We start from the raw sequence: 13,017 nt of genomic DNA, 5'->3' as shown, positions 1-13,017 counted from the left end.
TAACCGTCCATGTACTATCGACTTTGCTTGTGTCGACTTTGTTTTAGCCGACTTTGTTTTAGCCGACTTTGTTTTAGCCGACTTTGTTTTAGCCGACTTTGTTTTAGCCGACTTTGTTTTAGCCGACTTTGTTTTAGCCGACTTTGTTTTAGCCGACTTTGTTTTTGTCGACTTTGTTTTTGTCGACTTTGTTTTAGCCGACTTTGTTTTAGCCGACTTTGTTTTAGCCGACTTTGTTTTAGCCGACTTTGTTTTAGCCGACTTTGTTTTAGCCGACTTTGCTTTTGTTCGGCAATAAACCAAGCATCATCGCAGGAGTGAATAGCAACGCTTTCACAGATTGAAATAGAAACTGATTGAGGCAAAAACAGAATTAGCACAGCAAACGAAGAGCAAAGCTAAATACCCCCTCACTGGAACTCTTTCGCCATCTTGTTCATTTCGTCTTGTCTATTTCTTCTTGTCTATTTCTTCTTGTCTATTTCGAGTGTTGTCACTTTTGCCGTTCTATCAATAAAGAGTGAAAAAGCCGAAGCGACATGGCTGATACAAAAAGGGGGAAGCTGGGTCACTCTTCGACGTACACTTAACAAAAGAGGGGGCGAAGCACTACGACGTTGACTTTTTCAAATGGCCAACAAGGCATAACGCGCCATCATACATTGCTAAGCCTCTTTATTACGGTGCTGCCCATGTTAATGGTTCACACTGCTGGGGTTTAACTTGTAGTGGTTTGGGTTTGCGTGGTGTAGGTTTATCAAGCTTCTTTTTAGGCGCTGATTTAGCGGTGTAAAATTGTTGTTTCCACCAAGCGATGTCTTCACACCCATGACCTGGGTTTATCGGCTTTTGCGCCTTACAGTCTGGATTATCTTCGGGGCAGTTAAGGCGAACATGTATATGTGCACTATGCCCCCACCAAGGGCGGACTTTATTAAGCCAAGCATCATCAGCTTGTGTGCGCTCATTACACAGCTGCTGTTTGATTGCACCATTAACAAATATTCGTGCAACTTGTGGATCTTGAGCTGCAACTTTTATCATCAGTTTATGTTGTGTGCTCCAAGCAGCGGTATCGATTGCAAACTCTTGGTTATCTACCACTGTCAGCGCACGCGGCGATTTAAGCTCAGCTTTACTAAGCGGCTTCTCAGTTAGTCTCAACCAGATATCAACATCTAAACCAATCTGATGACTGTTATGGCCATAATCAAACTGGCCACCACGGGGCATCGACATATCCCCCACTAGAATTTGCTCAATCCCTTCAGCTTGCAATTGAACAGCATATTGCTGCACAAAGTTCACCAAATTCGGATGACCATAATATCGATCTCGTTGCGGCCTAATCACTTGAAACCCTTTGCCTGATAAGGGCAAAGCTTCTGCGCCAGATAAGCAGCCATTTGCATACTCACCAATAGCTACAGCGGGCCCTTCAAAAGGTGTTTTAGTATGCTCCCAAGGATTAAAGCGTGCCTGAATATTTGAGCTCGCCATAAGTAGCATCAAAATAATAACAACAGAAAAATACCGCATAACGACTCTCTTTTATTTGGACATAAAGCAAGGTACTAGCAAGGCTCAAAGCTAAGTTAAACTTCAGTTTTATAAGTGTAGAGGGGAATCACAAGAAGGTGGTTATTGTTTGATAAAAATTAATAGAAGATTGCTATAGCAGACCATAGAGCAAGTCGAATTAACAATGAAAAAAGCTGTCAAAACGTTTTGCGCAGTTACCAAGTATCCGCTTCAAATCTGGCAGTTCTAGCTTGCACTTCGGTACATTGTGTTTGCTGGATAAGCTCGGCAAGCGTAATACTAGGGGTTTCGGTGATTAATCGGATCAGTTTAGCTTCTAAAGGCTCCAGTTTATCGACATGCAATAAAAGAGCGGCGGAAATTTTCTTGATTAGGTAGGCAAAGGATTCTTGGCTTACTGAGTTAAGTTGACTATTAAAAGATTGAACCTTAATCGCCTCTCCTACTAGAGCCCAGTTTCTTGAACGGCGCACGCGCTTAAGCTCACAATGATGCTCAACAGCTATCACTTTTGCTTGATTAACACTCTCTCTGCCGATGCGATGAATAAGCGAAGGCAGTGAAATAGTGATAGGGTCTTTATGCATAGGATTTAGATTTTATTCTTAGGTGTTATTTTCAGATAAATGTCGAATTAACTTAGCAGGGGTGCCACCGTAGAGGCAATCTGCAGGCACATCTTTTGTCACCACAGAGTTTGCAGCAATCACTGAGCGAGCGCCAATGGTCACCCCTTGATTGATAATTGCATTACCACCAATCCATACATCATCTTCAACCACAATAGGCAAACAATGGGTCTGCCATTGCTGGCGCTGACGATAGTCTAAATCATGGCTTGCCGAGTAAAACTGAGTATTCGGCCCCACAAGGACATTATTCCCCAGTGTGATAAAACTGCCATCAAGCATGGTGACATTAAGATTAATAAAGCTGTTATCACCTATCGAAATCGTTTTACCAAACTCACATGAAAAAGGTGAACGAATGACACTGCCTTCACCAAAGTGAGTAAATAAGCGCTTAAATAGCCCAAGACGACTTGCGTCATCAACGGTCTGATTAAGCTCTACTAACATCAAGGTTGCATCATCACGCATGGCATTTAACTCACTATCGCCACCATTAAATGCCTGACCCGATGTCATTTTTTCAAACTCGCTCATGTTAATCCTTCGTCAGTCAATTATTTACCTTTCATCACTTCCAAAGATAATACTTGGGAATGGGTTGAGATGCTTTCAATTTGTGTGAGTTTAGCGACATGTCTAAACTTTTAAAGATAATAGAATTGTGTTTTTGAAGATAAAAAAATGCCAGTCAATTTACATCAACTGGCATTAGGCTGTAACAGTATTTGATTTGAACGGTGATAGTGGAGTGTCTATGTATTCAAATCACACTGCCTAAACTTAATTACTTAAGTTCAGCTGGCCATTCTTTCTCAACGCGTTTTTCTAGGAACAATGCTTTTGACGCTTTCATTGCTTCTAAGTCTAAACCGACAAGAGGTTGAACCTTCTCTTTAGTGTCGTATTTAGTCGCATCGTACTTGTACTCAGGCGCATACTTCTTCAATAACGTATTTGCTTCAGTTAATGCTGCATCTAGGATGGCATTAGACTTCTCAAGTAGGCGAATTGCTTCTTCAGGGTTATGAGCATGGATACCATGAGAGGCTGTTGCGCTATCCCAGAACCATTGCGCATTTCTGACTTTAATCAGTAAGCTATTCATTTCACCTGCTAGTGGTGTTTTCGCTTTTAGCGCAGCTTCATAGTTCGCTTTAGCTTCAGCAATACCTTTATTCGCTTCTAAACCTTCAACGCCATTGGCAGCCCAAATAGCTTGTGCTTTGAAGTGAACTTCAGTCAAACGAGGGTCGGTACCGTCAGCTTCAAAACGTAACTTATTGATTTCAGCTTTACGTTCAGCAAAGATTTCTTTGAAGTCAGCACCATCATGACAGCCGATACAGCTTTTCGGTAATGTATCTGCTTCAAATGTCACTTTATGGTTCGAGTATTTAGCCCCTTTGTCGTTTGTTGCTTTTGGCATATGACACGTCGTACAACCAAACTCTAAATGGTTATCCATAGCGTGTTCGGTACGATCCATCATGTTCTCATATTCTGGATGTTGTGCTTTAAGCATTGGGGCACCTGATACGGCATTAGTCCAATCTTTAAAGCCACGGTTATCAAAGTAAGCGAGTTGCGCTTCAGCTGCAAAACCTTCATATAAACCGTCTGTACCTGTGTAACCAACAAACTGTTTGTAGTCTGTTTTCTCACCTGGCACCCAGTAATCCATTGGGTATTTCACTTTCTTTTCATCAGTACCATCGAAGTAGTACTCAACATGACACTGGGCACAAGTTTGGCTTGCTTGCATTGTTGCATCTTGCTTAGAAAACTCTTTACCAATGGATTTCATTGCACGGTCAGTATAAGGACGGCTAAGACGTAAGTCTTCTTTACCTAACTCATGACAATCCGCACAACCAATGGTGTTCGACATTTCGTGACCCCAAGTAGACCATGCATTGTCTGAAAACTTGCCTTCACCTACTTCATCATACATGCGTGCTACATCAGGGGTTTTACATGACCAACAACTTGCAGCCATTGCTTCACCGACCATTTTTCCATCATGGCCGACCATTGGATGGCCTACACGTAAGGTTTTAATGATATCTGTTAGCGCAAAGTGATGACCACGTGCACGGTTGTAGTCTTTAGCGAAACCATACCCAGCCCAAGCACTCACGAGATTTGGATTACTGGCAAGTAAGTCATCAAGTTTGCCCGATGCTGGCGTGCTTTCTTCTGTTTCAGCCCAAGTTTTATATTGCTCTGGGAAAGTTTTTTGCCAGTTTTCACTTTTATATAAATCAACTTCGCCAGCAACACTATAGCCAGTAAATGCGGTAGTAAGCATTACTGCAACAGCTAGTTTTCTTAATTTCATCATCATTCCTCATTAGGATTATTATATTTATGCTGGCATTGTTATCCCCTACAATTACCAAACACATTTTAAATACTCTCGTTAAAGCAATTAGTGCTCTTAGAGATTTTTTAAAATTTAAAAATCTAAAATATTTAAAACAATTATTATCATAATGAGCTAGGTGAAACAGGGCTTTGCTATATTAATGTGACCCCCTACAAACCAACGCTATTTACTTGTCTCAGTTCAAATTTTTACCCCTAAAAGAGATACCCCTTTAGGGGTAAAGTTTGCTAATAAATTCAAAATGGCCGTGGCTAACTTTCAACCTATTAAGGTAAAAAAACAGCAATAACGTTTATCCGAAGTAGAAAATCAAATAGAACAAAATTAAAAACCATAAAAAACAGTGACTTAAACTTATTAAAAATAATGTAATTAAAATTCACTCGAATCTTAAATGGGTAACAGTTAGCACATTTTTACCTCACAAAAATCATTTAAATATAATCAAGATCAAGTTAAACAACCTATCTAACTTGCATTATTTTCAGAAAATAAAATTACTAGATCACCAAACTTAATTTAACCTTAAATATAAATTAATTATCATTTCAGCTTATATTATTAACAGCAAATTTAGTAAAAAATATAATAAAAGAACCTAATTTAGTATCAGTAAACAATAACAAAATGACACATTCGTTAATGGTTACGCTGTATAAAGATGACCGTTATTTAATATAAAAAAAACGATATTGAGTGATACCCTAGACAATTAATATTTTCCCTAATATGCCAATGTCTTCACTATTTATTTGCTTGGCTTAAATATAATTTAAGGATAGTTAATGTTTGATGTACTGCTTTCAATTTGGCATCAAGATTTTGATGCTTTAATGGAAACTGTTTCGATATATCACTTAATGTTGATATTAGCGTTAATCTTATTTCTAGAATCAAGCTTTGTATTCTTACCCCTTCCCGGTGATGGTCTAGTGCTATTTGTTGGCGGCTTAGTCGGTTTAGGTGTTGTTGAGCTGCAATTGGCCATCGCATTACTGACCGTTGCTGCGGGTCTAGGTTCCTTTATTGCCTATATGCAAGGACGATGGTTGTCACACCACCCTATGGTCAACAAAATCGAAAAAGGACTACCAGACAATACCTTACAGCGGGCATCTGATTTACTCGAGAAGTATGGCTTCCTCGCATTGTTTTTTTCACGGTTTATACCTTTTGTGCGAGTACTCACTCCAATGCTAATGGGGATCAGAAAGCTTGGCGTTAAACGCACTGTATTAATGAGCGTTACCAGTGCACTGATATGGACCACAACCCTGTTATTTATCGGTCAATGGGTAATGAATAACCCCCTGTTAAGTGACTATCAAGAAACCTTAAATAAAGCATTTTTAGTGGTGAGTATGAGCTTAATGCTATCAGCTACTGCAGCCATGGTGTTTCGTTTTTCAAAAAAGTCTAAAAGTCATAATCAATGATTTCTACCGATTGTCTAAAGCAAAAGTATTAGCGTAAAGCGCTTGTCATCACATATAGCACAGGGTTGTGCTAAGCTTCATTTGATATCAATAATATCAAGTCATTAGCTTGAAATAACTTGCCTAACTAGCAGCTCAGTTATGTTCAATCCAATACAGCATATTTGTTGAATCTAAGGTAAGTATCCCTTTTATGCAGGAGGCATTAAATGCAAGACTATGTGAGTCAAATCGATATTAATCAATATTTGCCCATCATCATCGATGGCGGGATCAATGTATTACTCGCTGCGCTTATACTCATCGTTGGCCTATATGTCGCTAACAAAGCAAGCGCAATTATTAATAAAATTGGTGAGAGCTACGATAAACTCGACAACACCCTATTTCGTTTTTTAGGCAGTGTCGCTAAGTATGTCATTCTTGCATTTGTGGCCATTGCCGTATTAAACCGCTTTGGGGTACAAACCGCATCCATTGTTGCTTTATTAGGTGCAGCAGGCTTAGCAGTTGGCTTAGCACTGCAAGGGACGCTGTCTAACTTAGCTGCCGGCGTTATGCTGTTATTATTCCGCCCTTATAAAGTGGGCGACTTTATTAGTGCAGCCGATCGATTCGGTAATGTTCAAGAAATTGATTTATTCACAACCATTCTTAAAACCTTCGATAATCAACATATTATTGTTCCTAACAGCCAAATTTGGGGCGCGCAAATTGTTAATCATTCCTTCCATGATATTCGTGGTGTTGATATGCATTTTGGCGTGGCTTACAAAGAGAATACCGATGAAGTCAGAAAAGTAATTGATGCAGTGCTTGCCGCTCATCCTCATGTGTTACAAGACCCAGCTCCTTTTGTTGAAGTTGAAACCCTCAATAACAGTTCAGTGGATTTTCTCGTAAGACCATTTTGTCATGGTGAACACTACTTTGACATCTTGTACTCGATCCCTGAGCTGGTAAAAAAAGCCCTCGATGAAGCGGGAATCGAAATTCCTTTCCCACACAGAAAAGTCATTATTGAGAAAGAAAAATAGTCAATTAGCAATTATCATTAACGAGCAAGCGCCTATAGCCTTGCTCGTTTTCTATTTATCATAACTTGCAATTATTACCCTTGAGCCTCAATCCTTCGCTTAAAGCACATTTCAGTCGAGTTTATCGCCGTTTTAACGTTATAATCCCTGCGCAAAAAATCGTGATAACGATTCATCCTATTATTCAAAGAAGTAGAAATAACCCCATGACGCCAGAACGTTTAGCCCGCATCAATGAAATGCTTGATAACCGCCAAGTCGACCTCACTGTGTGTCTCGATAAGGTTCATAAAACCAATAATATCGCTGCTACAGTCCGCACTGCCGATAGCGTAGGTATTCATCAAATTCATGCTGTCATGCCAGAAGATTCATTATGGGTGTCGGGTAATACATCGTCAGGTAGTCACCGCTGGGTTAACACGATTAAGCATGTAACTTATCAAGAAGCGTATCAGCAGTTTAGAGCACAGGGAATGCAGGTATTAGCGACGACATTTTCAGACACTGCCGTGGATTTTCGTGAGATTGATTACACTAAACCGACGGTAATTGTACTGGGTAACGAACGAGATGGTGTTAGCCAAGAAGCAATTGACTCCGCCGATCAACATATCATTATTCCTATGGTAGGCATGGTGCAATCACTGAATGTCTCTGTTGCTGGTGCTTTGATCATGTATGAGGCGCAGCGTCAACGCCAAGAGGCTGGACTGTATAACAACAGGCAATTAGACCATGAATATTGCCAAACTAAGTTATTTGAGCAAGGTCACCCTGTTTACGCTAAAGCCTGTCGAAGAAAGAATATTCCTTACCCAGCGATAGATGAATTAGGACAAATCAGTGCTGATGATGACTGGTGGGATCGCATGCGCGCTCCCGATCCAAATGAAGCATTGGATGAGTAAATTCTTACTCGTATTAGCTTCATCACGTTAACTCAACATCGCCGCTCTGCCATATATTTGCCGGAGCGGATATTGATCAAAACCGATTTACGCCAAAGTTGAATGACCTCTTGATTACCTAAGCAAAATAACGCTATTGCGACGACCAATTTAAAAATAATTTACAAAAATAATGTACAAAAAATATAAACCAAATAAATCATATAGTTAGATTGATTTATTGATTTTAACTCAATATCTAAACCCACTCCCCCTTTTCAAATAAAAACTGCATATCACTGAATATTAAATCACACACTTCGCAAAACAGAACAATAAACCTCATCTCAATTTGAATATTTATTCATCAAAAATTCATTTCATCGAGCACGACTCCTTTATGTAATTTCATTTACATTTATTTTACAACTGTAACAACTAAAGATACATTGATCGTCGCAGCGAGATAAAACAGCTTTTTACGCTGCAAAAATTATAATAAACAATTTTTTACTCTGAATAACATGGAAGATAGTTATGACAAAAAATAAAGCCACAACAGTGCTAGGACTGTCTGTGTTGGCACTTTCGATCTCTGCCAGCATCAACGCAGCACCTGTTTTTACACCAAATGTGAATAGTAATTCACCTCAACTCGACCAACAAAACCCACTACCAAAGCGTTATATCGTTAAATTTAAAAACGCCAATGCTGCAGCAGCTGGCTTTTCAACATCTGCATCCTCCGATGCCATAAGTGATGCCCAATACGAACCTAGAAGCAATGAAGTCTTTTCTCACTTTCGCGCCATGAACAGTGTTTCAGCGAAAGAAATGAAGCGAATTGGGCGCAGCAATAGCTATAGCGTTAAGCTCGATAGTAAAAACCTACAAGCACTGAGATATCGTGCCGATGTTGATTACGTTGAAGAAGATGTACCACGTCGATTATTAAGCGAAAGCACTCCTTGGGGTCAGACTTATGTCGGCGCGACAGCTGTCAGTGATAGCCAAGCGGGCAATCGTACAATCTGTATTATTGATTCTGGATACGACTTGGGTCATAACGACTTAAATGCCAACAATGTCACTGGCACCAATAACTCTGGCACTAACAATTGGTATGAGCCTGGAGCAGGAAATGCCCACGGTACTCACGTTGCAGGTACCATTGCAGCTATCGCTAACAATGAAGGTGTTGTTGGTGTTATGCCAAATCAAAACGCGAACATCCATGTGATTAAAGTGTTTAATGCTTCTGGTTGGGGTTACTCATCCGATCTAGTCGCAGCTGTCGATACTTGTGTGAATAACAACGCTGATGTTGTCACCATGAGTTTAGGTGGTTCAGGCTCTAGTAACACAGAGAGAAATGCGCTCGCTGCCCATGAAAATAACGGTGTGTTATTGATTGCAGCTGCAGGTAATGATGGTAATTCAACTCTGAGCTACCCAGCATCTTATGACTCTGTCATGTCAGTAGCGGCGGTCGATAGCAATAAAGACCATGCGGCATTTTCACAGTTCACTGCGCAAGTCGAAATCTCAGGTCCCGGTGAAGCAATTTTATCAACGGTGACCCGAGGCGAAGGTCGTTTAGCCGATATTACTATTAACGGTCAATCGTATTTTGATAATGGCGTTGTGCCGCATAACCGCTATGTACTTTCTGGTTCAAACCATGTCAGTACTCCTTTTATCGGCTCTGCAACGGGTGAGTTGGCAGAATGTACCGTTAACGGCAGTAGTTTTAACTGTGGCAACATGAACAATAAAATTTGTTTAGTTGAACGTATTGGCAACCAAGGGACAAGTTACCCTGATATTAACGCTGTTAAAGCTTGTGAAGCCGCAGGTGCTAGCGCGTCAATTGTCTACAGTAATACCGCCTTACCAGGACTACAAAACCCATTTTTAGTCGACAGTAATAACGAAGCCCCTATTGTGTCTGTCTCAGTCGATCGCGCTACAGGTCTGGCACTGCGAAATCAAATCGGCGCTACTGCAACTGTCAGCAATACCGATAATGAAGATTACGAGTACTACAATGGTACATCTATGGCCACACCACATGTATCAGGTGTCGCTACTTTAGTGTGGAGTCATCACCCAGAATGTAGTGCGGCCCAAGTACGTGCTGCGCTTAATGCAACAGCTGAAGACTTAGATGTTGCAGGTCGTGATAACCGAACCGGTTATGGTTTGGTTGATGCCCAAGCAGCTAAAGCTTATTTGGATGCTTCTTGTAATGGACCAACAGATCCTGGCACAGGTGTCGGTGATAATGAGCTGGTCAATGGTGTGGCTAAATCTAATTTAAGTGGCGCGACAGGTGATGAGTTATTTTACACAATTGATGTACCAGCAGGTGCTACAGACTTAAGCTTTACTATGAGCGGCGGTAGCGGTGACGCTGATTTATACGTGCAATATGGCGCAGCACCAACCACCAGCAGCTATGACTGTCGTCCTTGGAAAGGCGGAAATGCTGAATCTTGTCCTATCGCTTCAGCGCAAACGGGTACATACCATGTCATGGTGCGAGGTTATAGTGCATTTAGTGGCGTGAGCTTAGTGGCTAACTACACTGATTCGACTGGCGGTGGCAGTGGCGGCGCTGCAACTTACTCAAACAATACTAGCTATAACATCCCTGATAACAGCAGTGTAGGCGCTAGTAGCACCTTATCTGCAACACGCACGGGTGACTCAGGTGAAATCACCGTCAGCGTCAATATTAGTCATACTTACATCGGTGATTTAAAAGTCGAGCTATATAGCCCTACTGGTCAAGTTGCTGTATTGCATGACAACAGTGGCGGCAGTGCCAATGACATTGTTAACACCTATACGGTTGATATGTCAGGTGTTGAGTCATCTGGAGATTGGACGCTAAAAGCGGTTGATAGTGCACGACGAGATACTGGCACAATAAACGCTTGGGAGTTAAGTTTTCAATAGCTCGACCCTGTCCGTAATGGGCAAGTTATAGTGCCTATGTTGCTGTAGCACTATATCTTTCTTATGCCTGCCAGCTCCCCTTTGGCAGGCATTTTTTATCAATCACTTACAGTTAAGTTCAACCTTGCGGCCGCCTTCGACTTCTGTCACTTGATAATGCCACCCATATTGATTCACTAATTTTTCAGTTAACTCTAACCCTAATCCAAAGCCCAAATCATCCGCTTGATTTTGATCATCAGGGTCAAGGTTATAATTGGTAATCGATAAGTGATCGTTTAACTGCTCAATCACCACCTTGCCGTTAAAAGTATGCTGAAATGCGTTACGAATAAGGTTAGTAATAACGATCCGATATAAGCCTTCAGACATGGTTAATTCAGTATCGTCTGTACTCAAAGTGACTTCTACCGTTTTACCTTGTAAAAGATAATGTAACTCTGCTGTAATCGCTTCGACTAACGTGCCAACGGCCACATCACTGGTCGGTAATGACTTGCCTTCTTGACGGTTTAACCACAATAAGGTTTCAGTTAAATCAGTCATTGTTAGCCCTGCTCGCTCTATTCTATCAAGCACAGCCAGCTGTTTTTCTGCGGGCAATTGCTTCGTTATCATTTTACGTAATAGCTCAGCATTGGTACGAGAAACGGCAATAGGAGTGCGCAGCTCATGGCTTGCATAGCCTAAAAAGCGTTTTTCTCTGTCTAAGGTTTCCTGCACAGAGCTTAAACTTGACTGTACTATATCGGCTAACGTGTTTAATTCACTGTAATGAAAATTAGGACGAGGCTGAGTTAGCTTGTCTTTATCAAGCGATTTAGCCCACTCTTTTAACTGTTCAACGGGATTGGCGACTTTGCGCAGTACTAAAAAAAGCACTAATGAAAACAACATAATCGCAATCAGTCCGACAAGTAAAATATAGATAAATTGCGGCGGTTTATTACTGCGCTTTTGTTTGTATTTCTTATCTAGCATGACAGAGGCATAACGCACTGTATCGCCAGATATTACCTTCATTGCAAACAAGGCTCTTTTGGGTTGATCGATTATCGGTAACCCATCGATTTTTTTGGTTAACTGATTAGGCTCTAGGTCATTAACATCAATGTTATCTTGGATCACTTGGGGCAATGACTCCCAACGAGTCGCGACGGTAAGTTCCCCTATCGTTAAGGACTTGTCGCCCTCTAATGTTATTTCATTCGCTTGAGAGCGAACAAAGTTTGTCATCGCAACATCTAACCCAGAAAAAAAATAACTGACCGCAACAGCTGACATGCCGACAACGATAACAGTGCCAGTGAGTAACATGGCAAGTAAAAAGTATATTTTTATACTGGGTCTTATCTTCATGATGTGGGCACACTCTTTTCAGATTCAACTTTAAGAACAAAGCCTTGACCTGTTATCGTATGAATCAACTTATGCGCTTCTTCGCAGTTTCCATCCACCGCTTTACGTAAGTTAAACATGTGCACTTTAAGACTATTACTGTCTGGCTGCTCATCTCCCCACACACTTTGCATGAGCTTTTCTCGTGAAACGACTTTAGGACTTTCTCGTAATAAACACTCAAGTATTTTAGTCGCTGTGGGTGACAATTTAAGCGGCTGCTGTTTTCGTGTAGCCGTTTTACTGTGCAGATCTAATGCTAAATCCGCTACCATAAGTTTCCTTACCTCGCCGCTGCGTCTGCGTGATAGCACTTGCGATCGTACAATTAACTCTTCCATCGCAAAGGGTTTAATGAGGTAATCATCTGCCCCTTTTGAAAAGCCAACTAACTTATCATCTAAGGTATCTCGGGCGGTAAGCATTAGCACTGGTACATCAATGCCTTGAGCGCGTATACGTTCACACACTTCAAGACCATTCATTTTCGGCAGGTTTAAATCCAACACCACAACATCGTATTGATTGGTTTCAATTAAATTAACGCCGACAGCGCCATTGGCTGCGTGATCGCACTGAATATCTTCCAGTTCAAGGTAATCAATAATCGCTGTTGCTAGGTCAATATCATCTTCAACCAGAAGTAACTGCAAATGATCAGACATTGTTTTCCCTCTTAGATTCCATATCAGTGCGAGGCTTTATCACTCGCGAATAATTGTGTATTCAATAGCC

The 13,017-nt window shown here is 41.0% G+C and carries 11 protein-coding genes; 4 read left to right on the top strand and 7 right to left on the bottom strand.

Translation table 11 applies throughout. From position 1 onward, the window contains the following. Nucleotides 1-14: 14 nt before the first annotated feature. The 5 genes from A9267_RS22275 to A9267_RS16155 all read right to left on the bottom strand — a co-directional run bounded on the left by A9267_RS22275 (nucleotide 15) and on the right by A9267_RS16155 (nucleotide 4,512). Nucleotides 15-380 carry a pentapeptide repeat-containing protein gene (locus tag A9267_RS22275; protein ID WP_082972424.1) on the bottom strand — a complete coding sequence of 122 codons (366 nt, stop codon included), beginning with the start codon at nucleotides 378-380 and terminating at the stop codon, nucleotides 15-17. Nucleotides 381-678: 298 nt separating this feature from the next. Beyond that, nucleotides 679-1,539: a penicillin-insensitive murein endopeptidase gene (mepA, locus tag A9267_RS16170; RefSeq protein ID WP_082972423.1), complete on the bottom strand. Its 861-nt coding sequence runs from the start codon at nucleotides 1,537-1,539 to the stop codon at nucleotides 679-681. A 197-nt stretch (nucleotides 1,540-1,736) separates the two neighbouring features. Continuing rightward, a complete protein-coding gene (locus A9267_RS16165; RefSeq protein ID WP_065109902.1) occupies nucleotides 1,737-2,129 on the bottom strand; it encodes a ribosome recycling factor family protein in 393 nt (130 codons plus the stop codon). An 18-nt stretch (nucleotides 2,130-2,147) separates the two neighbouring features. Next, nucleotides 2,148-2,708, bottom strand: coding sequence for a sugar O-acetyltransferase (locus A9267_RS16160; protein ID WP_065109901.1), 561 nt, complete (start codon nucleotides 2,706-2,708; stop codon nucleotides 2,148-2,150). A 250-nt stretch (nucleotides 2,709-2,958) separates the two neighbouring features. Beyond that, complete coding sequence (locus A9267_RS16155; RefSeq protein ID WP_065109900.1) at nucleotides 2,959-4,512, bottom strand: ammonia-forming cytochrome c nitrite reductase subunit c552; 1,554 nt, start codon at nucleotides 4,510-4,512, stop codon at nucleotides 2,959-2,961. 833 nt (nucleotides 4,513-5,345) lie between these two features. On the opposite strand from A9267_RS16155, the gene A9267_RS16150 reads away from it, so the two are divergent. The 4 genes from A9267_RS16150 (at nucleotide 5,346) to A9267_RS16135 (ending at nucleotide 10,884) form a co-directional block, all read left to right on the top strand. After that, a complete protein-coding gene (locus A9267_RS16150; protein ID WP_055022534.1) occupies nucleotides 5,346-5,996 on the top strand; it encodes a DedA family protein in 651 nt (216 codons plus the stop codon). Nucleotides 5,997-6,205: 209 nt separating this feature from the next. Further along, nucleotides 6,206-7,033 carry a mechanosensitive ion channel family protein gene (locus A9267_RS16145; RefSeq protein ID WP_065109899.1) on the top strand — a complete coding sequence of 276 codons (828 nt, stop codon included), beginning with the start codon at nucleotides 6,206-6,208 and terminating at the stop codon, nucleotides 7,031-7,033. A gap of 206 nt (nucleotides 7,034-7,239) precedes the next feature. Further along, nucleotides 7,240-7,944 carry a tRNA (guanosine(18)-2'-O)-methyltransferase TrmH gene (gene trmH / locus A9267_RS16140; RefSeq protein WP_065109898.1) on the top strand — a complete coding sequence of 235 codons (705 nt, stop codon included), beginning with the start codon at nucleotides 7,240-7,242 and terminating at the stop codon, nucleotides 7,942-7,944. A gap of 516 nt (nucleotides 7,945-8,460) precedes the next feature. Next, a complete protein-coding gene (locus tag A9267_RS16135; protein ID WP_065109897.1) occupies nucleotides 8,461-10,884 on the top strand; it encodes a S8 family serine peptidase in 2,424 nt (807 codons plus the stop codon). A 102-nt stretch (nucleotides 10,885-10,986) separates the two neighbouring features. On the opposite strand, the gene A9267_RS16130 is transcribed toward A9267_RS16135, so the two are convergent. Then, nucleotides 10,987-12,243: a sensor histidine kinase gene (locus tag A9267_RS16130; protein WP_065109896.1), complete on the bottom strand. Its 1,257-nt coding sequence runs from the start codon at nucleotides 12,241-12,243 to the stop codon at nucleotides 10,987-10,989. Next, a complete protein-coding gene (locus tag A9267_RS16125; RefSeq protein WP_065109895.1) occupies nucleotides 12,240-12,947 on the bottom strand; it encodes a response regulator transcription factor in 708 nt (235 codons plus the stop codon). The genes A9267_RS16130 and A9267_RS16125 overlap by 4 nt, the downstream gene beginning before the upstream one ends. Nucleotides 12,948-13,017: the final 70 nt, after the last annotated feature.

This window comes from Shewanella sp. UCD-FRSSP16_17 (genome assembly GCF_001675935.1).
GTDB classification, from domain to species: Bacteria; Pseudomonadota; Gammaproteobacteria; order Enterobacterales; family Shewanellaceae; genus Shewanella; species Shewanella japonica.
This window is presented reverse-complemented; position numbering and strand designations above follow the sequence as displayed.

Excerpts from the sequence above, each read along its gene's own strand:
- mepA (WP_082972423.1), bottom strand. The coding sequence starts at position 1,539 with ATGCGGTATTTTTCTGTTGTTATTATTTTGATGCTACTTATGGCGAGC.
- A9267_RS16165 (WP_065109902.1), bottom strand. The coding sequence starts at position 2,129 with ATGCATAAAGACCCTATCACTATTTCACTGCCTTCGCTTATTCATCGC.
- A9267_RS16160 (WP_065109901.1), bottom strand. The coding sequence starts at position 2,708 with ATGAGCGAGTTTGAAAAAATGACATCGGGTCAGGCATTTAATGGTGGC.
- A9267_RS16155 (WP_065109900.1), bottom strand. The coding sequence starts at position 4,512 with ATGAAATTAAGAAAACTAGCTGTTGCAGTAATGCTTACTACCGCATTT.
- A9267_RS16150 (WP_055022534.1), top strand. The coding sequence starts at position 5,346 with ATGTTTGATGTACTGCTTTCAATTTGGCATCAAGATTTTGATGCTTTA.
- A9267_RS16145 (WP_065109899.1), top strand. The coding sequence starts at position 6,206 with ATGCAAGACTATGTGAGTCAAATCGATATTAATCAATATTTGCCCATC.
- trmH (WP_065109898.1), top strand. The coding sequence starts at position 7,240 with ATGACGCCAGAACGTTTAGCCCGCATCAATGAAATGCTTGATAACCGC.
- A9267_RS16135 (WP_065109897.1), top strand. The coding sequence starts at position 8,461 with ATGACAAAAAATAAAGCCACAACAGTGCTAGGACTGTCTGTGTTGGCA.
- A9267_RS16130 (WP_065109896.1), bottom strand. The coding sequence starts at position 12,243 with ATGAAGATAAGACCCAGTATAAAAATATACTTTTTACTTGCCATGTTA.
- A9267_RS16125 (WP_065109895.1), bottom strand. The coding sequence starts at position 12,947 with ATGTCTGATCATTTGCAGTTACTTCTGGTTGAAGATGATATTGACCTA.